Annotated in this window: 27 protein-coding genes; 11 read left to right on the top strand and 16 right to left on the bottom strand. The window is 41.1% G+C overall.

Annotation, left to right across the window (positions count from 1 at the left end; genetic code table 11):
- Positions 1-57 precede the first annotated feature (57 nt).
- The 3 genes from DQN58_RS03495 (at position 58) to DQN58_RS03505 (ending at position 1,790) form a co-directional block, all read left to right on the top strand.
- The gene (locus DQN58_RS03495; RefSeq protein WP_032997746.1) at positions 58-534 is read left to right on the top strand and encodes a single-stranded DNA-binding protein; all 477 of its coding nucleotides are present in this window, start codon (positions 58-60) and stop codon (positions 532-534) included.
- A gap of 392 nt (positions 535-926) precedes the next feature.
- Entirely contained in the window at positions 927-1,334 is a 408-nt protein-coding gene (locus DQN58_RS03500) for an SRPBCC family protein (protein ID WP_005715880.1), read from the top strand.
- A gap of 12 nt (positions 1,335-1,346) precedes the next feature.
- Positions 1,347-1,790: a MarR family winged helix-turn-helix transcriptional regulator gene (locus DQN58_RS03505; RefSeq protein WP_032997747.1), complete on the top strand. Its 444-nt coding sequence runs from the start codon at positions 1,347-1,349 to the stop codon at positions 1,788-1,790.
- A gap of 680 nt (positions 1,791-2,470) precedes the next feature.
- On the opposite strand, the gene DQN58_RS03510 is transcribed toward DQN58_RS03505, so the two are convergent.
- Positions 2,471-2,842: a nitroreductase family protein gene (locus DQN58_RS03510; RefSeq protein ID WP_005715885.1), complete on the bottom strand. Its 372-nt coding sequence runs from the start codon at positions 2,840-2,842 to the stop codon at positions 2,471-2,473.
- Between the two features lie 307 nt (positions 2,843-3,149).
- Between DQN58_RS03510 and DQN58_RS03520 the strand changes: the two genes are divergently transcribed.
- Positions 3,150-3,728: an NAD(P)H-dependent oxidoreductase gene (locus tag DQN58_RS03520; protein WP_005715886.1), complete on the top strand. Its 579-nt coding sequence runs from the start codon at positions 3,150-3,152 to the stop codon at positions 3,726-3,728.
- 98 nt (positions 3,729-3,826) lie between these two features.
- On the opposite strand, the gene DQN58_RS03525 is transcribed toward DQN58_RS03520, so the two are convergent.
- The 8 genes from DQN58_RS03525 to DQN58_RS03560 all read right to left on the bottom strand — a co-directional run bounded on the left by DQN58_RS03525 (position 3,827) and on the right by DQN58_RS03560 (position 10,263).
- Positions 3,827-4,693: a Dam family site-specific DNA-(adenine-N6)-methyltransferase gene (locus DQN58_RS03525; protein WP_005715888.1), complete on the bottom strand. Its 867-nt coding sequence runs from the start codon at positions 4,691-4,693 to the stop codon at positions 3,827-3,829.
- A gap of 4 nt (positions 4,694-4,697) precedes the next feature.
- A complete protein-coding gene (gene aroB, locus DQN58_RS03530; protein WP_005715889.1) occupies positions 4,698-5,786 on the bottom strand; it encodes a 3-dehydroquinate synthase in 1,089 nt (362 codons plus the stop codon).
- A 33-nt stretch (positions 5,787-5,819) separates the two neighbouring features.
- Complete coding sequence (gene aroK / locus DQN58_RS03535) at positions 5,820-6,347, bottom strand: shikimate kinase AroK (RefSeq protein ID WP_005715891.1); 528 nt, start codon at positions 6,345-6,347, stop codon at positions 5,820-5,822.
- 214 nt (positions 6,348-6,561) lie between these two features.
- Complete coding sequence (locus DQN58_RS03540; protein WP_005715894.1) at positions 6,562-7,986, bottom strand: type IV pilus secretin PilQ; 1,425 nt, start codon at positions 7,984-7,986, stop codon at positions 6,562-6,564.
- A gap of 19 nt (positions 7,987-8,005) precedes the next feature.
- On the bottom strand, positions 8,006-8,392 hold the full coding sequence (locus tag DQN58_RS03545) for a pilus assembly protein PilP (RefSeq protein WP_005715896.1): 387 nt from the start codon (positions 8,390-8,392) through the stop codon (positions 8,006-8,008).
- A gap of 10 nt (positions 8,393-8,402) precedes the next feature.
- A complete protein-coding gene (locus DQN58_RS03550) occupies positions 8,403-8,930 on the bottom strand; it encodes a hypothetical protein (protein ID WP_005715897.1) in 528 nt (175 codons plus the stop codon).
- Positions 8,927-9,445, bottom strand: coding sequence for a PilN domain-containing protein (locus DQN58_RS03555; protein ID WP_005715900.1), 519 nt, complete (start codon positions 9,443-9,445; stop codon positions 8,927-8,929). Before DQN58_RS03555 ends, DQN58_RS03550 begins: the two co-directional genes overlap by 4 nt.
- Positions 9,442-10,263: a type IV pilus biogenesis protein PilM gene (locus DQN58_RS03560; protein ID WP_005715903.1), complete on the bottom strand. Its 822-nt coding sequence runs from the start codon at positions 10,261-10,263 to the stop codon at positions 9,442-9,444. The genes DQN58_RS03555 and DQN58_RS03560 overlap by 4 nt, the downstream gene beginning before the upstream one ends.
- 110 nt (positions 10,264-10,373) lie before the next feature.
- Between DQN58_RS03560 and DQN58_RS03565 the strand changes: the two genes are divergently transcribed.
- From DQN58_RS03565 to gorA, 3 genes are all read left to right on the top strand, one after another.
- Positions 10,374-12,941, top strand: a complete 2,568-nt coding sequence (locus tag DQN58_RS03565; protein ID WP_005715905.1) for a penicillin-binding protein 1A — start codon at positions 10,374-10,376, stop codon at positions 12,939-12,941.
- A gap of 92 nt (positions 12,942-13,033) precedes the next feature.
- Positions 13,034-13,879, top strand: a complete 846-nt coding sequence (locus DQN58_RS03570) for a 23S rRNA (adenine(2030)-N(6))-methyltransferase RlmJ (protein ID WP_005715907.1) — start codon at positions 13,034-13,036, stop codon at positions 13,877-13,879.
- Between the two features lie 109 nt (positions 13,880-13,988).
- A complete protein-coding gene (gene gorA / locus DQN58_RS03575; RefSeq protein WP_005715910.1) occupies positions 13,989-15,359 on the top strand; it encodes a glutathione-disulfide reductase in 1,371 nt (456 codons plus the stop codon).
- Positions 15,360-15,478: 119 nt separating this feature from the next.
- Here gorA and crp read toward each other — a convergent pair whose 3' ends face one another.
- The 5 genes from crp to coaBC all read right to left on the bottom strand — a co-directional run bounded on the left by crp (position 15,479) and on the right by coaBC (position 18,730).
- Positions 15,479-16,126, bottom strand: coding sequence for a cAMP-activated global transcriptional regulator CRP (crp, locus tag DQN58_RS03580; RefSeq protein WP_005715913.1), 648 nt, complete (start codon positions 16,124-16,126; stop codon positions 15,479-15,481).
- Positions 16,127-16,164: 38 nt separating this feature from the next.
- Positions 16,165-16,383, bottom strand: a complete 219-nt coding sequence (locus DQN58_RS03585; protein ID WP_005715916.1) for a YheU family protein — start codon at positions 16,381-16,383, stop codon at positions 16,165-16,167.
- Positions 16,384-16,406: 23 nt separating this feature from the next.
- Positions 16,407-17,006, bottom strand: coding sequence for a nucleoid occlusion factor SlmA (slmA, locus tag DQN58_RS03590; protein WP_006716723.1), 600 nt, complete (start codon positions 17,004-17,006; stop codon positions 16,407-16,409).
- Positions 17,006-17,461 (bottom strand): dUTP diphosphatase, encoded by a 456-nt coding sequence (gene dut / locus DQN58_RS03595; protein WP_006716724.1) that lies wholly within the window; start codon positions 17,459-17,461, stop codon positions 17,006-17,008. The genes slmA and dut overlap by 1 nt, the downstream gene beginning before the upstream one ends.
- A 69-nt stretch (positions 17,462-17,530) precedes the next feature.
- Positions 17,531-18,730, bottom strand: a complete 1,200-nt coding sequence (coaBC, locus tag DQN58_RS03600) for a bifunctional phosphopantothenoylcysteine decarboxylase/phosphopantothenate--cysteine ligase CoaBC (RefSeq protein ID WP_006716725.1) — start codon at positions 18,728-18,730, stop codon at positions 17,531-17,533.
- A gap of 176 nt (positions 18,731-18,906) precedes the next feature.
- Here coaBC and radC point away from each other — a divergent pair, with 176 nt between their 5' ends.
- The 4 genes from radC to mutM all read left to right on the top strand — a co-directional run bounded on the left by radC (position 18,907) and on the right by mutM (position 21,087).
- A complete protein-coding gene (gene radC, locus DQN58_RS03605; protein WP_032997749.1) occupies positions 18,907-19,566 on the top strand; it encodes a RadC family protein in 660 nt (219 codons plus the stop codon).
- A gap of 208 nt (positions 19,567-19,774) precedes the next feature.
- Positions 19,775-20,011, top strand: coding sequence for a 50S ribosomal protein L28 (rpmB, locus tag DQN58_RS03610; RefSeq protein ID WP_005542826.1), 237 nt, complete (start codon positions 19,775-19,777; stop codon positions 20,009-20,011).
- Positions 20,012-20,022: 11 nt separating this feature from the next.
- On the top strand, positions 20,023-20,193 hold the full coding sequence (gene rpmG, locus DQN58_RS03615; RefSeq protein WP_005613503.1) for a 50S ribosomal protein L33: 171 nt from the start codon (positions 20,023-20,025) through the stop codon (positions 20,191-20,193).
- A gap of 69 nt (positions 20,194-20,262) precedes the next feature.
- Positions 20,263-21,087 carry a DNA-formamidopyrimidine glycosylase gene (gene mutM, locus DQN58_RS03620; RefSeq protein ID WP_006716739.1) on the top strand — a complete coding sequence of 275 codons (825 nt, stop codon included), beginning with the start codon at positions 20,263-20,265 and terminating at the stop codon, positions 21,085-21,087.
- Positions 21,088-21,129: 42 nt separating this feature from the next.
- Here the strand turns inward: mutM and DQN58_RS03625 are convergent, their stop codons facing one another.
- Complete coding sequence (locus DQN58_RS03625) at positions 21,130-21,984, bottom strand: glycosyltransferase family 2 protein (RefSeq protein WP_006716742.1); 855 nt, start codon at positions 21,982-21,984, stop codon at positions 21,130-21,132.
- Positions 21,972-23,000 carry a glycosyltransferase family 9 protein gene (locus DQN58_RS03630; protein ID WP_032997750.1) on the bottom strand — a complete coding sequence of 343 codons (1,029 nt, stop codon included), beginning with the start codon at positions 22,998-23,000 and terminating at the stop codon, positions 21,972-21,974. Before DQN58_RS03630 ends, DQN58_RS03625 begins: the two co-directional genes overlap by 13 nt.
- Positions 23,001-23,004: the final 4 nt, after the last annotated feature.

Consider the following 23,004-nt stretch of genomic DNA (forward strand, 5'->3'; position numbering starts at 1 on the left):
TCAGGCAGAATAGAGCAAATTTTTTTTACAGCAAAATTGAATAAAGAAGAGGATATTATGGCAGGAGTAAATAAAGTCATTATTGTTGGTAACTTAGGTAACGATCCTGAAATTCGCACCATGCCGAACGGCGAGGCGGTTGCCAACATTACCGTTGCCACCAGTGAAAGCTGGAATGATAAAAACACCGGTGAACGTCGTGAAGTGACCGAATGGCACCGCATTGTGTTCTATCGTCGTCAGGCGGAAGTGGCAGGCGAATACCTGCGCAAAGGCTCTAAAGTCTATGTTGAAGGACGTTTAAAAACCCGTAAATGGCAAGATCAAAACGGCCAAGAACGCTACACCACAGAAATTCAAGGCGACGTTTTACAAATGTTAGACAGCCGCTCTGATCGTCAATCCGGCGGCTATGCCCCAGCTGCTCAACCGACTTATCCAAGCCAAGCACCAAGTGCGCCACGTTCCACCCCGGCAAGTAAACCGGCAGCCGAAGCACCGATGGATAACTTTGATGATGATATTCCGTTCTAACGAATAACACAAAAATGATAAAGGGTCTGATGTTATGTCAGACCCTTTGTTTTTTTGGGGCATAACGTTGGTGTATTTTTAGCGTGAAAGTGTGGTCATTTTTCTGTGCGTTTTTTCAACTTAAATATCGCAAGTTTTGACCGCACTTTTTATCGTAATAAGAAAATAGCGCATTTTAGGACGCAATTACGCAATCACCGGATACTGCGACATTTCCAACATAAGAGGGTTTTGTAAGGTGTTTGCTCATTGATTAATCCTTAGAAAAATTGGCACAAGCGTGGACGCTTGCGCCATCGGTGGCAAAGAATAGTATCCCAAGTAGAAATTTCGTTGACAATATTATAAGTTAACTTATAATAAGCTAACCTATAATCAAAGGAGAAATTACAATGGAATTTAGTTTTAGTTTGAAAATCAAAGCTGCAAAAGAAGATGCATGGGAGTACTATGCAAATATTGAAAAATGGTATGATTGGGAAGAAGATTTAAAAAACATTACATTGAACGGTAAATTTGAGACTGGCTCATACGGAACTATGGAGCTTGAAGGAATGCCTCCTATGGAATATCAGCTTACTCTTGTAAAACCTTTTGAGGAATTTTGGGATAAAACAGAAACTCCGTTCGGAGATATTCTTTTCGGGCATCAAATAATTGATAATAATGACGGAAGCGTGAATATAAAACACACTGTGATTTTAGATAGTGAGGATGAGCAACATTTGGAATTTTTAAAACAAGTTTTTTCAGATGTTCCTCAGTCTATATTTATTCTAAAAAATCGTTTGGAAAAATAAGGTGATTGCTGTTTGTTTACATCAAAATATAAAGACAATTCAGAAAAATCAACAGGATTGTTGTTCATGAGGGTGTACAATAAATGGCATCTTATGATAAAAAAAGAGTTAAAGAAAATAAATTTGACACACCCTCAATTTGTTGTTTTAGCTTCTCTTGCGTATCTATCGCAAAATGACAATGAAGTTACACAAGTTATGATTTCAAAACTCTCAGAGATAGATGTCATGACGGTATCTCAAATATTGAGTTTATTGGAAAAACATGATTTTGTGAAAAGAAAAGAACATTCAAGAGATACAAGAGCAAAAGTTGTTATTTTAAACAAAAAAGGAGAAGAAATATTACAAACAGCTGTTCCGTTAATTGAGCAAATTGATGAGTTTTTTTTCGGAAAGTTGGATAACGATGAAGAACTATTTAAACACTTTCTTGTTAGATTAAACAAAGAATAATATTATCCATATTACATGTAAAACTCAAAAAATAGAACATAGATATAAAACAGAAATTTACTCAAGAGGACTATTTACGCAAAAGTATAGAAGTCCTCTTTTTTATTCTCAAAAAGCAAAACAGAGAACATAAATGGTTGACTCTTGAACGCAATGTGTAAAAATTTTACGTTTATATTGTAAAATATAATGACATAATTACCGTGTTATCGGGGTTATTTTTACGTATTTTTTAGGCAAGTATCAATATTTGATTGTAACAATTTGAAATAATTAGAGTTTTATTTTTGCATTCTTTCGTTATATAGAAACAACCGTTCTAACGAATAAAGCACAAAAATGATAAAGGGTCTGATGTTATGTCAGACCCTTTGTTTTTTGTGGCATAAAGTCGGTGTATTTTTAGCGCAAAAGTGCGGTCATTTTTCTGTGCGTTTTTCCAACTTAAATATCGAAAATTTTGACCGCAGTTTTTTATCGTAATAAGAAAATAGCGCATTTTAGGACGCAATTACGCAATCACCGGATACTACGACATTTCCAACGTAAGAGGGTTTTGTAAGGCGTTTGCTCATTGATTAATCCTTAGGAACATTGGCACAAGCGTGGACGCTTGCCCCATTGGGGGATGTAAAGTACTTAATGCTTATTTATATTATTTAATAAACTCCACCACTTGCTCAAAACGTTGACGCGTTTTGGGGCGAGGTTCTTAATTCTTTGGTATCAAATAAACCTTTTTCCGCCAATAACGCTTCTATTTTGGCATAAGGGAAACCTTCAATCGGGGTTCTTTTAATGCCGATCATTGCTGACGAGGTCAGCATATTCCCCAGCGCAATATAACTTTGCTTACATACCCAATCGTAAAAATAGCTCGGATTATCTGCAAATGCGCCTTCAAATTGACTGTATTGGTGGAAGAATTTCAAGCGCATGATAACGGCATCTTCAGGTAGCTGCTGAACGGTGCGCATAAAATGCGGCAAATAATCGTCGTTCAGGTCAAGGATGGTTGCTGGCGCAAAGCGATTGAGCGTTTGATTACTCACTTAGATAACCTCAAGCGCTTTGAACCGCCCCTTAAAATTCAAGGCTTTACCAAAACACTGATTTGGCACGAACGGACCCATAAAGATTCTGCGTATCGCTAGGTAAGGGAGTTGATTGAAAAGGCTTGTTTAGTTGATGGGAAATAGTGAATGTTGATGTTACCGATTAGCCGTAATTGATGGCGTATGAGAAATTTCCCTTATGGTCTGGAAATAGCGTGGCAAGTAACTGCACTTTTAAAATATAGAGTAAGAAGGCATAATTGCGGCTCTAGTTTTTCGAATTATTTATTTTAGGAGCAAAGAGATGAATATTTTATTATTGGATGGTGGCAAAGATTTCGGACATTCACATGGCGAGTTGAACCATACACTTCATAAAAAAGCAAAAGAAATTTTGACCGCATTTGGACACAATGTAAAAGAAACCGTGATTGATGCCGGCTATGACGTTGAAGCAGAAATCGAGAAATTTGTTTGGATGGATGCCGTGATTTGGCAGATGCCGGGTTGGTGGATGCACGAGCCTTGGACAGTGAAAAAATACATAGACGAAGTATTAACCAGCGGACACGGCAAGCTTTATCACAGTGACGGCCGTCATCGCGTCAATCCGACAGAAGGCTACGGCACAGGTGGCTTGTTGCAAGGCAAAAAGCACATGCTTTCACTTACTTGGAATGCCCCGATTGAGGCGTTCACCCGCGAAGGCGACTTCTTTGAAGGCAAAGGCGTGGATGCTTTATATATGCATTTCCACAAACTCAATGAGTTCATCGGCTTGACCCGTCTGCCAACATTCTTATGTAACGACGTGATTAAAAATCCACAAGTAGAACAATACTTAGCAGACTACCAAGCACACTTGGAAAAAGTGTTCGGTTAATTGATAATTGAGAAATATTTGTTTAGAAGGTGAGCATTTTGGCTCACCTTTGTTTTTTGTCGTAGAGAATGAGAGTATTTTCTTGTGCAAAAGTGCGGTCATTTTTCAGCGTGTTTTTCTACTTTAAATATTGCGATCAGCTCCCGTACTTTAATTCGCTTATGTGACGCTTGGCTGATAGAGCGTTGTACTTTTAAACGGCGGATTTTCGCGCCTTGGTAGATTTCTCGGGTGAATGGCGTATCGTGATTGGAAATCACCACTTGGATGTTGCGTTGTTTCACGGTGTCTTTGGCTAGATTGGCAAGATCACGCTGGTGTGTGATGGAAAATTCATTGCCGGAATAATTGGTGAAATTGCTGTCTTGTGAAATGGGAGCATAGGGTGGGTCGCAGTAAATGACGCAGTCTTCATCCGCCATTTCGAAGGTTTGTTGAAAATCGGCGCAAATAAAGACCGCACTTTGTGCTTTAGCGGCAAAAAAACGGAGTTCTTCTTCCGGGAAATAATGGGTTTTGTAAGCACCGAAAGGTACATTAAATTCATTTTTGGCGTTGTAGCGACACAAGCCGTTAAAGCCAAAACGATTTAAATACAGAAATAACACGGCGCGTTGGAATACATCGGTACTTTGATTAAATTCTTTACGCTTGGTGTAGTAGTAACTTTCCGTATTAGCATCGGGATGAAAGAAAACCGGTTTGCACGCTTGGATATAACCTTCAACGTCCTGTTTGACGATGTTGAATAGGTGGATTAAATCAGGGTTGATGTCTGCCAGAATGTAGCGTTCAAAATGGCTGTTGAGGAATACCGCACCTGCGCCGACAAACGGTTCGACTAAACAGTGTTTACGTTTGGGCAATAAGCGGTTAATTTCGTCTGTGAGGCGATATTTACCGCCCGCCCATTTGAGAAAAGGGCGGCTTTTGGTTTTTGTGGTGGATTTAGTAGGTTTCGGCATGGGGTTAGTCAACTTGCGTACAACGATTGATGGCTTCAATCACCTGTTCTTGTGGGACATCCGTCGCCACATAAGCCTGTCCAAGCGCTTTGAGGAGTACCAAACGCAATTTGCCATTTAGCACTTTTTTATCACGCATCATTAGCTGCAAGTAATCTTGTGCGGTCATGCCATCCGGTGAAACCGTTGGCAAATTGGCGCGCGCTAAAAGTTTTTCTAACCGTGCGACATCATGCGGTGTTAAATCGCCTAATTTTTCAGACAACACTGCAGCCATCATACAGCCGGCGGATACCGCTTCGCCGTGTAACCAGTTGCCGTAACCTAAATGGGTCTCGATGGCGTGACCGAAGGTGTGGCCCAGATTTAATAGCGCACGATCGCCTTTTTCCGTTTCATCGCGCGCTACAATATCCGCTTTTAATTGACAACAACGGGCGATACATTGTTGTAATGCGTTTTGGTCAAGGGCGACTAAATTATCGATGTGTTGTTCTAACCATTGGAAAAAGGGAAAGTCTAAAATCGCCCCATATTTTATGACTTCGGCTAAGCCGGCATTGACTTCACGTTTGGGTAAGGTATTTAAGGTGAGTGTATCGATAATCACGGCGGTGGGTTGATAAAACGCACCGATCATGTTTTTGCCTAATTCATGGTTTACCGCCGTTTTGCCGCCCACGGAAGAATCCACTTGGGCTAATAATGTCGTCGGGATTTGGATAAAACGCACGCCACGTTGATAACTTGCTGCGGCATAGCCTGTCACGTCACCTATGACACCGCCGCCCAATGCCACGATCGTGGTATCCCGTCCGTGGTTGGCTTTTAAAAGTGCGGTGAAAATTAGATTCAAAGAATCCAGGGTTTTGTACTGTTCGCCGTCCGGCAATAAAACGTGCTCAACAAGACAACCGATTTTTTCTAAGGTGTCCGTCACGGTGGAAAGATAATGTTGTGCAACAGTTGGATTGGTCACGATCATGACCTTATTGCCGGATTTCAGCGGATAGCAATCGGTATTCGTGAGTAATCCGGCACCGATATGAATCGGGTAGCTTCTTTCTTTCAATTCAACATTTACACACAACATTTACTTTGCCTTTGAAGTATTTAACCGTTTGTACTAACCGTTGTAGTTGTCAATCAGGTCGATAATTTGTGTCGCCATGACTTTGGCACTTTGTTCGTCAGTCGGTAGGGTGATATCCGCCACTTCTTCATAGAGCGGATTGCGAACTTTAGCTAAGTCTTCCAACACTTGGCGCGGATCGTCAACATCTTGCAATAGTGGACGTTTTTTATCTCGTTGGGTGCGTTGATATTGTTTCTCTACGGTAGTTTCCAAATAAACTACGATACCGCGTGCGGAAAGATGATTGCGGTTGTCTTTTGACAACACTGCACCACCACCGGTAGATAATACAATGCCTTGACGTTGTGTTAATTCATTAATAAGGCGTTCTTCTCTTTTGCGGAATCCTTCTTCGCCCTCCACATCAAAAATCCAACCGATGTCGGCACCGGCGCGTTCTTCAATTTCTGCGTCGGTATCGACAAAATCCATGTTGAGTAATTGTGCGAGTTGGCGTCCGATGGTGCTTTTACCTGCACCCATAGGGCCCACTAAGAAAATATTACGTTTTTCTGCCATTGCTATAATCTTAAATTTATGTCGTCGTAAAGAATGTGATCTTTTAGAAAATAAGAAACGACCGCAAGTCATGATTCATGTGGTCGTGTGAAAGTTTTGAATAAAATTGAAAAGATCACCCCAAAATTGCACGAGATTATCTCAATAAATCGCCATTCTTTTCAACATAAACAGGCGATTTATTTCGTTTATACCGCGTTAAAGACAAAATAAACTACTGCGTTATCGTCTTTTTAGGTGTGTTTTGTGCCGCCTTAGATTTTCCTAGACTATTGTTCTTTTTCGCTGTTGACTGTTTGTTCTTCAAGTTTTCCAATGTCTCACCTTGGCGCAAAATATGCGGCGTGACGAAGATCACCAATTCCCGCTTTTGGTGGCGATCACTTTCTTTGCTAAACAAATGCTTAATGCCGGGAATGTCTCCCAGTAATGGCACTTTGTCTAAGCTTTTGGTAATGGTGTCGTGAAAGACGCCACCAAGCACGATGGTTTCCCCATCCTTGGCGAAAACTTGCGTATTAATTTCTTGTTTATCAATCGAAACCACCTCGCCTAAACCGTATGCCACGCGGCTGCCCGGTGCGTTTTGACTGACAATTAAATCCAACAGAATTTGCTTATCCAAGGAAATGTGCGGTGTGACTTCCAACCCTAATACGGCTTCGCGAAACTCTACGCTTTGCGTACCACTTTTTTCATTCACCATGATATAAGGCAATTCCGTCCCTTGCTTAATGCTGGCGCTTTTCTTGTTGGTGGTAAGCAAACGTGGGCTAGCGATAATTTCCACATTGTTTTCCCGTTCAAGTGCGGTCAATTCTAAGTCTAAAAGTCGTCCGTTGATTTTGGCTACCTGTAACGCGATAGACCCCGCCGGTGTTGTGGCGGTGGGCAGGTTTACGTTTAATTGATTCGCAATATTGTCAAAGCCGTTAGCGGCGAGACTGCCAGCAATTTTGTGGGCATTTTCTGTCGGGTTAAAAATCCCCCAACGCACGCCCAAATCTTTCAAACTTTCCGCGTTGATGGTGACAATACGTGCTTCGATGGCGATTTGTTCAATGGGCTTATCTAATTCCTTAATCAATTTTTTCAAATTGGCGATGGATTTCGGTTCGTCTTGAATCAGCAAGAGGTTGCTTCGGTCATCAAAGGTAATACTGCCATTCGGTGATAACATCGACCCACTGCCACCGGTGAGTGATTTCATCACTTCAGAGGCTTTGGCAAAGTGCAGTTTAATGGTGGCGGTCGCGAGCGAGGTTTCTTCCTCCGAAGGCAGTGCCGCAATGGCTTGAGGTTCTGTCATATTGCCGGTAAATTTGGCGACGGTATCGCGTTTACTTAAATAATAAATCCCCTCTTCCTGCCATAAATCTAATTGTTTGATTTTGGCAACGGAACGAAAGAGTTGATCTAAATCTACGTTATCTAACTTTAATGTCAGTGTGCCTTGCAATTCGTCGTCAATTAGCAAGTTAACATTTTGCGCCAGCGCAAGTTGTTGTAAGGTCGGCACCAAAGGCGCCTGTTTGAGTTGAATGGAAAAGGTTTGATGTTGTTCGGCATGCACGGCGAACGTGAAAAAACATCCGAAAAACAGACCGCACTTTAAGATCTTGAGAAAAAACGATTGCATGATATTTCCTTATAATGATTTAAAACTGAACATTAAACGGGAGCGTCTGTTCACAATGTTGATTGTTTTCTCTGCGTAGAAACGTAATTTGCTGTTTGGCGATATGGTCTATTTTGATTGCTTCTGTGGCGATGACATCATTGACGTTCGCCAAATGAACATGCTGGTCTGCTTGTAAAATAAGTTGCCAATCTTTTTGTTGCTGAATAATGCCGACAATCTGAATTTGAGCAAAAGGCGTGTTTGGGAAAAGCCCTGTTTGGCATGAATGCTCAAGTGCCTGACCTTGCTTTTGGACATGTTCTGGTTTGGTGCGATGGCGTTGTGTTTTATCAAATGGATCATTCGCGGCTGCGGGTAAGCTGAGCAAAATGCCCAATATTAAGTATAAAAGTGGTTCTCGCATTCGTTTTTCCTTAGTTTCCTTTGCTATTTAATTGAAATAAAAGTGCTGTTTGAATGGATGAGGTTTCATTGGCTTCATCGTGTTGCGAAACTTGCCATTCCACGAGTTCCAATTCTGTGTTCGCGTTTAAAAGTGCGGTTAAAAATGAATGCAAATCTTTGAAATGGCCTTGAAGTTGTAGCCTGAGTAAGGGCTTTTGATGAAAATCCCACTGGCTTTGTACGATTTGCAAATGTTGAGCAAGTTGTTGGATTTCTTGATTTATCGGCGGCAGTTTGGCCGCCAGCGCCGGTGTGAGTAATTGCGTTGCCGCTTTCTCTTTTAGCGCGGCCAAAAGTTTTTGTTGATGTGCTAAGTTTTCCCGTTGCGTTTGTAATTGTTGCTCCATATGTGTCATGTAAGCACGTTGTTGCCAATAATGTTGCAAGGGGAAAGAGAGGATAAATACGCCGAGGAAAAGTAACGTGGCGTGTTGTTTCCAGGGATGTAAACGGTGCCAATGGGTCAATGTCTCGGTAAGTTTTTGTCTGAAATTCATGGTGTTGTTTTTATCTTTATATCAAATTGGAAACGCAGTTCTTGCGCTTGTGGTTTAAATTCCACCAGATTAACTTCGCGAAATAATGGTTGTGCGGAGAGATATCCATTGAGGCGAGAAAATTCTTCTTGGTTTTCAGCATATCCCTTGAGCATAAGATGTTCGGTATTGAGGTGTAATTCCGTTAATTCACCTTGTGTAAGTGGAAACTCAGCTAATTGATTTAACAAAGAAAAAAGTGTTTCTTTTGGAATTTCTTGAAGGGTTTCCAATTGTGCATGACTGTGGCGAAATTGTTGAATCTGTTGCTGTGTCGCCTGTAATTCTTGTTGGTGAGTAGTGTATTGCAACTGTGCTTTGCCCGCATTCTCGGTATAGCTTTCCGCAAAATGGCTGAGCAATAATGTGCTGATCGTACATAACGTTGCCCCGATAAATAGGGTAACCAACAAACGCCGATTTTTCTGTCGAAGCTGTTTAATGCGCCAAGGCAACAAATTCATGTCTTTTTTCATGTCATTTTCTCTAAAGATGGCGCTTTAACATCAAAAAGTGCGGTGGATTTTTGTAACGTTTCTTGTTGCCACAAGGCATTACCAAGGGCGATAAAAGGCAGGGAGGTGTTTATTTCCACCCAGTCTGCTCCAATGTGTGGCGTAGATTCAGTGCTGTAATAGAACACTTTTTCCGGTTTTTCATCATAACGCTGGCAATATTGCTCAAAAAGTGCGGTCAAATTTCCGTCCGTTTGAAACAGTGTTTGGGTCTGTTGTCGTTTGTGGTGAATCGCTAATGCGCCGCTTTCGTCTTGGTACAACACTAAGGTATCGATCGGTAATGGTTGCTCTAAAATATATTCGCCGGCGCGTAAAACAGCTTTGGCAACGCTATCTAACACATCAATTTGCAAGGGAATAAATTGATTTAAATAGTTTTTCGCAATTTGTTGTCTAATGGCGAAAATATCTAAACGAAATCCTTGTTTTAGCGGCATGGCGGTATAGTCATACCAAACTTCCTCAAGTGGAATCGGTAATTCATGGGTAAGAGTAAAATGACACTGTTGCTCACATTCTTGGGTGTTTAGATTGTGCGGCAGAATAAGGCTTTTTTGCCAAATATGCTGCGGCATAATGGCGGTAATGAATTTATAGTTTGCTCTTCTCGGTGATTGATTTAATTTCTGATTCAAAGTTGAAGAGAGTGTAAGTAAATCCAGTTCGCTACATTGTAAGAACTGGGCTTGGTTTTGTGAATCGAACCAAAGAACATCAATATGTTGTGGGCGGTAGCAAAGGCCAACTTGAATGGCTGACTGATGTCTGATGAACATGAAGTATCCTTGTTTGCAATATTTACTGTCGTTTTTGTTGCGTAGTCTTTATACTTAGCCACTATATTTTTCATTCCTTTTATTGCATTTAACTAAGTGAGAATTTTTCGATGCGGATCGCAAAATTAATATTAAGTTCCTTATTAACGCTGTTCATTTTGGGCTGTATCGCCGTGGGCGTTGTCTATGTGCAGCTAAAATCCGATTTGCCGGATGTGGAAACGCTGAAAACCGTTGAGCTGCAACAGCCAATGCAAATTTATACTTCTGACGGTAAGTTGATTGGTGAAGTGGGTGAACAGCGTCGTATTCCGGTGAAATTAAATGAGGTGCCGCAAAAGTTAATTGATGCGGTATTGGCAACGGAAGATAGCCGTTTTTATGATCACCATGGGCTAGATCCTATCGGGATTGGCCGTGCGGTGATGGTGGCGATCAGTAAAGGTGGGGCTTCCCAAGGGGCGAGTACCATCACGCAACAGTTGGCGCGTAACTTCTTCTTAACGCCGGAAAAAAGTTTGATTCGTAAAGCCAAAGAGGCGATTTTAGCGATTGAGATCGAAAATGCTCTAGATAAAAACGAAATTCTTGAGCTTTATTTAAATAAAATTTATTTGGGATACCGCTCTTATGGTGTGGCGGCCGCGGCAAAAACCTATTTTGGTAAAGAATTAAATCAACTGACTTTGTCCGAAATGGCGGTGATTGCAGGTTTGCCGAAAGCCCCTTCTACGATGAATCCGCTTTTCTCCCCGAAACGTGCGTTAGAGCGTCGTAATGTAGTGTTGGGGCGTATGTTGGATCAAAAATATATTTCTCAAGAAGAATATGATGCTGCGTTGAAAGAGCCAATTGTCGCCAGCTATCACGGTGCGCAATTGGATTTTCGAGCTGATTACGTCACAGAAATGGTGCGTCAGGAAATGGTAAAACGTTTCGGTGAAGAAGACGCCTATACCAAAGGCTATAAAGTGTATACCACAGTGCTTTCCAAAGATCAGGAAACGGCGCAAAAAGCGGTACGTGATAATTTAATCGCTTACGATATGCGCCATGGTTATCGTGGTGGTGAACCCTTATGGAAAAAAGGCGAAGCCTCTTGGGATAATGATACTATTATTGGTTTTCTGAAAAAGTTACCCAATTCTGAGCCGTTTATTCCGGCAGCTGTCATGAATGTATCTAAATCCGGTGCAGAGCTTTTATTGGCATCCGGTGAGAAAATAACGTTGTCAACCAGTGCGATGCGCTGGACGGGGCAGTCTGCTCCGGTGAAAACTGGTGAGCAAATTTGGCTACGTAAAAACGACAAAGGTGAATGGGTCTTGGGGCAAATTCCGCGAGCCAATTCCGCGTTGGTTTCTTTGAATAGTGACAATGGCGCCATTGAAGCGATTGTGGGCGGTTTTAGTTTTGAACAAAGTAAATTTAACCGAGCGACACAATCATTAGTGCAAGTGGGTTCTTCCATTAAACCGTTCATTTATGCGGCTGCACTGGAAAAAGGCTTGACCTTATCTAGCGTGTTGCAAGATACGCCGCTAGTGTTGAAAAAGCCGGGTCAAAAGGAATGGCGCCCGAAAAACTCACCGGATCGTTATGATGGTCCATTGCGTTTACGTGTGGGACTAGGCCAATCTAAAAACATGATTGCTATTCGTTCCATGCAAATGGCCGGTGTCGAGTTTGTTGCGGATTTCTTGCAACGTTTTGGCTTTAAACGAGATCAGTATTTTGCCAGTGAAGCACTTGCATTAGGTGCGGCTTCTTTTACGCCGCTTGAAATGGCGCGTGGTTATGCCGTGTTTGATAACGGTGGTTATTTAGTTGATCCTTATATTATTAATAAGATTTTAGATAATACCGGCAAAGAAATTTTTGTGGCTAACCCTAAAGTCGCCTGTCCAACTTGTGACAGTATTCCTGTCATTTACGGCGAAACGGAAAAATTAGATGGTTTCAAAAATACCGATTTGACCATGGCTGACGGCTTGAAACGTAGCGATGATTCCACTAACGGCGAAGAAGTGGATCAAGGTGAAACTGTGCCGGATATTCCAGAGTTACAGCCGCGCGTTGACGCTGTGAAAGAGGAAAATTTAAATTTCATGGCGCAAGCAAAAACCAACAACTCGCAAGTTGAGTATGCGCCGCGTGTCATTAGTGGTGAATTGGCGTTCTTGATTCGTAGCGCATTAAATACGGCGATTTATGGTGAACAAGGGCTAGATTGGAAAGGCACCAGTTGGCGCATGGCAAATGAGATCAAGCGTAAGGATATTGGCGGCAAAACCGGGACGACCAATAACTCCAAAGTGGCGTGGTATGCCGGCTTTGGTGCGAATTTGACGACGGCCGTGTATATTGGCTTTGATGACAATAAATTCGATTTAGGTCGCGGTGAGGCTGGTGCGAAGAGTGCGATGCCAGCATGGATTAGTTACATGAAGACCATTTTGAAAGAGGTGCCTGAACGTACCTTGCCGACCCCGGCGAATATTGTCGAGAAAAACATTGATCCGCGTTCCGGCTTACTATCTGGTGGTGGACGTGTCGAATACTTCATTAAAGGCACCGAGCCGACTCGAGCTTATGTGGAAGAACGTGGTTATTATGTGCCTAGCGATCTGCAGGAAGGCGGTGGCGCATCGGGTGGCCAACGGGAAGAATTATTCTAGACCGCGACTTGTTTTTGAAGCCCGGCAGCTGTCGGGCTTCCTTTTTGGGGAAAAGTGCGGTCATTTTATTTAACGTTTTATAAGTAGGAATTATGCTCAGTTATCGTCATAGTTTTCACGCAGGTAATCATGCGGATGTGTTGAAACATATCGTGTTAATGCTGATTATTGAAAGCCTGCAACAGAAAGATAAAGGTTTTTATTATTTAGATACGCATTCAGGCGCAGGACGTTATCGTTTATTTAGTGCAGAAGCGGAGAAAACGGCTGAATATGTGGATGGTATTGGTCGTTTGTGGGGACGAGAGGATTTACCGCCGGAAGTGGCGCGGTATGTGGCACTGATTAAAAAACTCAACTATGGCGGCAAAGAATTGCGTTATTACGCCGGTTCCCCTTTGTTGGCTGCGAATTTATTACGCCCACAGGATCGTGCGTTAATGATGGAATTACACCCAAGCGAATTTCCGTTATTACGTAATAATTTCAAAGAATTTGAAAATGTTACCGTGAAGATTGGTGATGGTTTTCAGCAAGTCAAAGCGACATTGCCTCCTAAAGAGCGTCGAGGCTTGGTACTAATTGATCCGCCTTATGAACTGAAAGAAGACTATGATTTGGTGGTGAAAGCCATTGAAGAAGGCTACAAACGTTTTGCAACCGGGGTGTATGCAATTTGGTATCCGGTGGTACTACGTCAGCAAACCAAGCGCATCATTAAAGGCTTGGAAGCTTCGGGCATTCGTAAGATTTTGCAAATTGAATTGGCGGTGCGCCCGGATTCTGATCAACGTGGCATGACTGCGAGTGGCATGATTGTGGTGAATCCGCCATGGACGTTGGAACAACAGATGAAATCCATTTTGCCGTATTTAACCACCGCACTTGTACCGCAAGGTACCGGCAGTTGGTCGGTGAATTGGATTACACCTGAATAAGATGACGCCAGCATAAGATAATACCAATTAGACCGATTTATCCTATTTGTTTGATTTGTGAACATCCTTTGGGCAGAATAGCGCCCAATTTATTAATAAGGAAAAGAGTATGACCAGACATTATGATTACATTGCCATCGGTGGTGGCAGCGGTGGAATTGCTTCCATTAACCGTGCAGCAAGTTATGGCAAAAAATGTGCCATTATTGAAGCAAAACATTTAGGTGGAACCTGTGTTAACGTGGGCTGCGTGCCGAAAAAAGTGATGTTCTACGGCGCACAAATTGCGGAAGCCATCCATCATTATGCACCGGATTACGGTTTTGATGTGGACGTCAAAAAATTTGATTTCGCTAAGTTGGTGGAAAGCCGTCAAGCCTATATTTCCCGCATTCATACTTCATACGATAACGTGTTGGCAAAAAATAACGTGGATGTGATTCGTGGTTTTGCCAAATTTGTCAATAAAAATACCCTTGAAGTGACTTTTGGCGATGGTTCCACCGAACAAGTGACAGCAGATCATATCTTGATTGCTACCGGTGGACGTCCAAGTATTCCAGCAATAAAAGGCGCGGAATACGGTATTGATTCTAATGGCGTTTTTGCCTTAACCGAGCTGCCTAAACGCACAGCCGTTGTCGGCGCAGGTTATATTGCCGTAGAGTTGGCAGGCGTCTTGAACAGCCTTGGTGTGGAAACCCATTTATTTGTGCGTAAACACGCGCCGTTGCGTAATTTTGATCCAATGATGGTGGAAACCTTAGTGGAATCCATGCAACAAGACGGCATTACGTTGCATACTCATGCCATTCCAAAAGAGGTGGTAAAAAATGCAGATGGTTCTGTGACCCTTAAATTAGAGGATGGTCGCGAGCAAACCGTGGATTGCTTGATTTGGGCCATTGGACGTGAGCCGACGACTGATAAAATTAATTTACAAGCTGCCGGCGTAGAAGCGAATGCGCGTGGCTTCATCAAGGTAGATAAATACCAAAACACCAATGTGCCGGGGATTTATGCGGTAGGCGATATTATTGAAGGCGGTATTGAACTCACGCCGGTGGCGGTTGCAGCCGGACGTCGTTTATCCGAACGCCTGTTTAACAATAAACCGAACGAACATTTAGACTACAATTTAGTACCGTCTGTGGTGTTCAGTCATCCGCCAATCGGCACTGTCGGATTAACCGAACCACAAGCCATTGAACAATATGGTGCGGAAAATGTGAAAGTGTATAAATCTTCCTTTACCTCTATGTACACGGCTGTCACCCAACATCGTCAACCTTGCCGCATGAAATTGGTGTGCGTGGGTAAAGAGGAAAAAATCGTGGGCTTACATGGTATCGGTTTTGGCGTGGACGAAATGATCCAAGGTTTTGCTGTTGCTATTAAAATGGGCGCGACAAAAGCGGATTTTGACAACACAGTGGCTATTCACCCAACAGGCTCGGAAGAGTTTGTAACAATGCGTTAATTAACACTTATTAAATAAAAAAGGTCTGAGTTTTCAGACCTTTTTTGTATTCTTTATTCTGTATGTTAGACGCAAACTTTAGCACTTTAACTAAAGTGCGGTCTTATTTTATCGTGTTTTTAACGGGTCCCATAAACAACGATGGTCTTGCCATGGGCTGAAATGAGATGTTGATCTTCCAGCATTTTGAGAATGCGTCCAACGGTTTCACGGGAACAGCCTACCATTTGGCCGATTTCTTGGCGGGTAATTTTAATTTGCATCCCGTCAGGATGGGTCATCGCTTCCGGCATTTTGGCTAAGTTTAATAAGGTTTGAGCAATGCGCCCGGTAACATCCAAGAAAGCCAAGTTACTGACTTGGCGTGAGGTGTTTTGTAAACGACGTGCCAACTGTGCGGTAAGGAGCATCAGAATTTCAGGATTAACTTGAATTAATTGGCGGAATTTACGGTAGGAAATTTCAGCAACTTCACAAGCCGCTTTGGCTTTTATCCAGGCGGAACGACGCTGATCTTCTTCAAATAAACCGGCTTCCCCGAAGAAATCGCCTTGGCTTAGATAAGTCAGAATCATTTCTTTGCCATCTTCATCTTTCACTAAAACGGAAACGGAACCTTGAATTAAATAGTATAAGGTTTCAGCCTTTTCACCGGCATTGATTAATGTGCTTTTAGATGGATATTTATGAATATGACAGTGAGATAAAAACCAATCAAGGGTTGGATCCGTTGATTGAGTTGTAACTTGTGCGTTTTGTTCCTGCACGTTGAAAACCTCCAGCTAACAATAAAAAACTAAAAAGTTTATTTAAAAAATTCCGTTTTATCTTTTATATCGATAGATTCATGTAGTTCAGACCAAACGATCACCGCACTTCCTTGGCGGATTCTGTTCAGTAGCGCTTTCTTTTTTTGTTCGAAAGTCTGTTCATGTGAACCATAATCGGTTCCTTCACGTAAAATGACGCTTTCCACAATATTGATTAAAGTGTCTTCCGCCAGTTCTTGCCAAGGAATAATCACGACATATTACCTAAATAAATAAATTATGCAAATAAGCTTTCAATGAGCTGCCATTGCTGGCTAAACCCTTGATTTGGTGTGTGTCGGAAGTTAGAACGCACATAGCGCATAAACTGTCCTTCACAGAGGGTGACGAGGTGTGCGGCGATAATGCGTTCGTCCACGTTAAATCCGCGGCCTTCGCGCAATTTTCGCATTTGCAGAATATTCACAAACTGCAATTCCAGCCTGTCAAAAAAGGTGGCAACGCGGGCTTGTAGTTTGGCATCTTCAAACATCAGCGCATGGCCGGTTAACACACGGGTTAAACCGGGGTTTTTACGGGCAAAATCCAAGATCATCTGCAGGATGTCTTTTACCCGTTGCATGGTGTTGGTTTCATTTTTGATAGATTGTGAAATGCGATTAAGCAATGTGCTTTCGATATTCTCAATTAAGGCTTCAAAAATCTTGGTTTTGCTTGGGTAATAACGGTATAACGCCGCTTCTGACACGCCCACTTCTGCGGCTAAACGCGCCGTTGTCATACGCTCCATGCCGCGTTCGGAATGCAACATATGCGTGAGCACCGTCAACACTTGTTGGCGGCGTTCTTTAATACTGCGTTTATTGGTTTGTTCCATTAGTGTTTACCTGAATGGCCGAAACCGCCTTCGCCGCGTTCTGTGGCATGAAATTCGTTGACGATATTAAATTCCGCTTGCACAACGGGCACAAAGACTAATTGCGCGATGCGATCGCCTACTTCAATTTTGAACGGCTCATTGCCACGATTCCACACGGAAACCATGAGTGGACCTTGATAATCAGAATCGATTAAACCGACTAAATTGCCCAATACGATACCGTGTTTATGACCTAAACCGGAACGAGGTAAAATGACTGCGGCTAAATTGGGATCGGCAATATAAATAGAAAGTCCCGTTGGAATTAATTTGGTTTCACCCGGTTGAATTTCAATGCCATTTTCTAGGAGCGCACGTAAATCCAAACCTGCGGATCCTTCGGTGGCATACGTTGGCAGGGGAAATTCGTTGCCAAGACGGCTATCTAAAATTTTAACGTCAATTTTTTTCATTGTGATCTTTTCCTTTAACGAAATCTTTTGTGTTTTTGATAAAGTGCGGTTGGTTTTTGCTGTGTTTTTTTATTGACGGTAACGCGCCATAATTTCACTGACTAATGCTTCTGCCAATGTATTTTTATCCGCCTGCGGCAAGGCTTTTTCTCCGTTTTTCCAAAAGAGGTGTAGCGCATTGTGATCTTGTCCAAACACTTGCCCGCCGGAAACGTCATTGGCACAAATCATATCCAAATTTTTGCGCGTCAATTTATCTTTCGCGTAATCGGCAACATTCTGTGTTTCAGCCGCAAACCCAATAGTGAAAGGGCGCTTTTCCGTAAGATGCGCCACATCCGCGATAATATCCGGATTTTTAACGAGCTTTAACGTCATTTCTTCAGCCGATTTTTTGATTTTTTGATCAGCGATATCCGCAATACGGTAATCCGCCACCGCAGCACAACCAATAAAAATGTGATTTTTGACCGCACTTTCTAATGCGGTTTGCCACATTTCTTGCGCGGAAGTGACATCAATACGGTGAATATTGGGTGAGGCGGTGAGATTCACCGGGCCGGCAATTAACGTCACAGTTGCCCCACGTTTGGCAAAGGCTTCTGCAATCGCAAAGCCCATTTTACCGGAGCTGTGGTTGGAAATATAACGCACCGGATCGATGGCTTCACGCGTTGGGCCTGCCGTAATGGCAACATGGATGCCGAGTAAATCTTGCTGCACAGTAAAATGATGGCAAAGTGCGGTGAAAATTTCAGAAGGTTCGGACATTCGCCCTGCGCCCACATCACCACAGGCTTGTTCACCACTATTCGGGCCGATAAGTTGTATGCCACGGCTTAAAAGCGCGGTCAGATTTTGCTGCGTTATGGCTTGGCGATACATTTGTTGATTCATCGCCGGCGCAAGAAAAATCGGTGCACTGGTGGCAAGGCAAATCGTGGAAAGTAAATCGTTCGCCATCCCAACAGTTAAGCGCGCAATAACATCGGCACTGGCAGGTGCGATTAATACGACATCCGCCCATTTCGCCAATTCAATATGTCCCATTGCCAGTTCTGCTTGCGGATCCAATAACGATTGCGCCACGGCATTACCGGAAATCGCTTGTAAGGTGAGTGGGGTCACAAATTCTGCGGCAGCAGGCGTGAGCACCACGCGAACCTGCGCATTGGCTTTGCGTAATAAACGAATTAATTCGATGGTTTTGTACGCGGCAATGCCGCCGGTAATACCCACAACAATGCGTTTATTTTCTAGATTAATCATGCTTGAATCCCATGAATTGACTGGCTCGGAGATGAATTCGCTTATTCTACTTGAATTATGATTTAATCAAAAATCTTATTTTGCGATCCCAATCCCATCTTTTGAATGTACTTTTTGGATTTTACGACGTCCTGTGAATGAATAGCGAATCTGTTATTTTTTGCGAGGTTAAAGAAATGAATGAGGCCTTAATGCCAAGGGAAAAGCTCTTAAAATATGGAGTCGCCACACTAACAGATGCTGAACTTTTGGCCATTTTCTTGCGTACGGGGATTAAAGATTGTCCGGTGATGCAGCTATCGAAAAATGTACTACAACATTTTGGATCGTTGCGAGGACTTATTAGCGCCAATCAAAAGCAGTTTTGTGCAGTGAAAGGCATTGGCATTACGCAGTTTATTCAATTGCAAGCTTGCACGGAAATGACCCGTCGTTATTTATTGGCGGAACTTAAAGAAGGGTATTGTTTTAGTTCGTCAGAGACAGTGAAAATGTACTTACAAACAGAGTTGGAAAATACAGAGCGAGAAATTTTCTTAGTGCTGTTCTTGGATAACCAGCATCGCTTGATTAAGCAGGAGCGCTTGTTTCTTGGCACAATTAATAAAGCGATGGTTTATCCGCGTGAAGTCATCAAAGAGGCGTTGGCTTGCAATGCGGCGGCGATTATTTTGGCACATAATCATCCTTCCGGCGTAGCGGAACCAAGTTTTTCCGACCGACAAATTACGGAGACTATCAAACAGGCAGCGGAGTTGGTGGAAATTCGAGTGCTGGATCATTTTGTGATTGGCAAAGGCAATTATTTTTCCTTTGCGGAACAAAATCTTCTCTAAAACTGACCGCACTTTTGGATAAATTTTAGTTTTAATGTCAGCAAATTCAGGATTTAGGCTTGAGAATGCAATATAAAGTGAGTATAATGCACGACCTTTAATATAGTATGCGGGTCGGGTTATACGACCTGACGAGGTCATTCAAAAGTTATTTTTGAAGTATTCCGAACCGTAAGCTCGAGCTTAAATTTCATTATTGGAGATTAATATGTCTAGAGTCTGTCAAGTAACAGGCAAGCGTCCGGCAGTGGGTAACAACCGCTCTCACGCAATGAACGCGACTCGTCGTCGTTTTCTTCCTAACCTTCACACTCACCGTTTTTGGGTTGAAAGTGAAAACCGTTTCGTAACATTACGCTTAACTGCAAAAGGTATGCGTATTATTGATAAAAAAGGCATTGATGCAGTTTTAGCTGAAATCCGTGCTCGTGGCGAGAAAATCTAAGGAGCTAACAAATGGCAGCAAAAGGTGCTCGTGAGAAAATCCGTTTAGTTTCTACCGCAGAAACCGGTCATTTCTACACAACTGATAAAAACAAACGTAATATGCCTGAAAAAATGGAAATCAAAAAATTTGATCCAGTTGTGCGTAAACACGTTATTTATAAAGAAGCAAAAATCAAATAATTTTGCACGAATTGAAAAACCCGACATTGTTCGGGTTTTTTTATATCCAGTGGCTATCGGAGAAAGAGAATGCCTGAACTACCTGAAGTCGAAACCGCACTACGTGGCGTAAGCCCTTATCTAAAAGATTACACGATTGAAAAAATCGAGGTACGTCAGCCGAAACTCCGCTGGGCGGTATCACCGGAATTAGCAACATTGCATCAAGTAAAAATTCTGGATCTTACCCGCCGCGCTAAATACCTCATTATTCATACCGAAAAAGGTTATATCATCGGACACTTAGGGATGTCGGGAACCGTAAGAATCGTACCGCATGACTGCCCGATTGATAAACATGATCATCTGGATATTGTGCTAAACAATGGTCGATTATTGCGTTATAACGATCCGCGCCGTTTTGGCGCTTGGTTGTGGACGGAAAAATTAGACGAGTTTCATTTATTTTTAAAACTGGGACCGGAACCGTTATCAGAAGAATTTAACGCAGACTATCTTTTCAAAAAATCCCGCAAAAAAACGACCGCACTTAAAACCTTATTAATGGATAACACCGTGGTTGTGGGCGTTGGCAACATTTATGCCAATGAAAGTTTATTTTTATGTGGTCTGCATCCTATGAAACTTGCCGCCAATCTGACGCGTAAGCAATGTGAACGTTTGGTTGATACCATTAAATCGGTTCTTGCAAAAGCGATTGAACAAGGCGGAACCACACTCAAAGATTTCTTACAACCTGATGGCAGACCGGGTTATTTTGCGCAAGAATTACTGGTTTATGGCAACAAAGGCAAACCTTGTCCAAAGTGCGGTACAAAAATTGAAAGTTTAACCATCGGACAACGAAACAGCTTTTATTGCCCGATGTGTCAGAAGAAAGGGTGGATAATATAAAATAAGAATTATATATTAGGTGTTATTTATTAAGAAAAATTGTTACTTAATAAAGTTAGTTCCATATGAGAATATTCTTAGTTTATTTAAAAATAAATATATTCTAGGAGAAGCTAAATAGATAAACAAACCTAGTAATCTATGTTTTTTATTTTTGAGTTTCTGTGTTATATAGTCATTAATATCTTGTTTTGATAGAGTTGATAATAAAGTCTTATTTCTAGATCTTAGTTGATATTCTCTAAATAATTTTTCATTTTTTTGAGATAGGGATTGGCTATTTTTTATTATCCTCCAATAATAGTTTGGCATCTCCATATATTTAAACTTGGCATTTATAGAAAACGCTCTACAATAAAAATCATAGTCTTCGCTTGTTATAAAACTTTCATCATATCCATTTAATTCCTTCCATAAATCCCGCTTATATATAGAACAAGATGGAATAAATTTATCATCTAAAAAAAACTCAAGTTTAGTTGTTTTATCTAGTTTATAGATATGATCTGCATCTCCAAAGGTATATAAATCTCCAAATAATACATCAATATTTTTATTATCTATTAATTCATTAATATATAACCCAATATACTCACTAACAATATCATCTGAGTCTAGTGGAAAAATGTATTTCCCTGATGCATGGAATATACCAAAGTTTCTTGCAGATGGTAATCCCTTATTAGATTGATTCAATACTGTATAGTTTGATTCTGAAAGATACTTAATCGTATCTTCCGATGTTGAACCATCATTTACAATAATGACTTCTATGGATTCTCTCCATTTCTTAAGATGTAATTCTATACTCTTTAAACATTCATCAATTAATTTTGGAGAGGTATTGAATACAGGTATAATTATAGATATCAACATGTTTAGACTCACTTTATCCATTCTTCTTTTAACTTATCTATAGATATTTCATTAATATTTTCTTTATAGAAAATAATATGCGTTTCATTTTTACAGTTAGGATGCCAATGTTTAAATGCAATAATATCTTCCTTATAAATAGCAATAATTGGTTTATTAAATCCAGCTGCAATATGCACTGTTGAAGTATCTGTTGATATTAGTTGAATTGAATTTCGAATTAATTCAATGGTATGAAAAATAGTTTTTGTATCATGAACAAAGATATTCTCATATTTTTTAGATAATTCTTTCAATAAAGGTGTAACTTCTGGGTAACTCAATAGTACGAATTGCTTTCCTCTTGTGATCTCTGTTAAATATTTTAAGTATAGTTTAATATTTTCATTGTTTACTTTCTTAGCTCTATATGCTCCAAAGAAATTTACAGTAATATAGTCAGAGATATTATTTCCTTGTAAAAAATTCTGAATTTCAACTGCACTTTTTTCATCATAAGGAATATCATAAGTGGTATCTACATTTGTTATTCCTACTGCTTCTAAAGATTGTTGATAGATTTTAGAAAAATGTTCATCATTTTCTAAACTGTGAGTAAAGATTTTATAATTTGATTTTTTATAACCAATATAATTTTTAGCATTAATTAATCTTAGTAAAAGGAGATCTCGGTTTTTTATTGCTAGTGTTGGGTCAATTACTACATCATATTTTTCTTTTGCAAGGACTAAGCCGGATTTAATATAGTCAAGAATACTGCGTTTCTTTACAAAGTAAAGTTGATCAATATGAGGATTTTGTTTAAATAAGTAGGCATCTTTTGTTGTACAAACTACACCAATTTTTATTTCAGAGTTGAATTTCTTAATTTCTCTGAAAATAAAAGAGCTCACAATGTAATCGCCAATCTTCCCATCTTGTCGTAAGAAGAGAATTCTCTTAGGAAGAAGTACGGTAGAATTTTTAGCTATTTTTTTATCTAAGATAAGTTTCCCTATCATTAGTCGTATTTTTTGCAACGTTTCTTTTAATTTCATAGTG

Source organism: Aggregatibacter segnis ATCC 33393 (assembly GCF_900476035.1).
Classification (GTDB): Bacteria; Pseudomonadota; Gammaproteobacteria; order Enterobacterales; family Pasteurellaceae; genus Aggregatibacter; species Aggregatibacter segnis.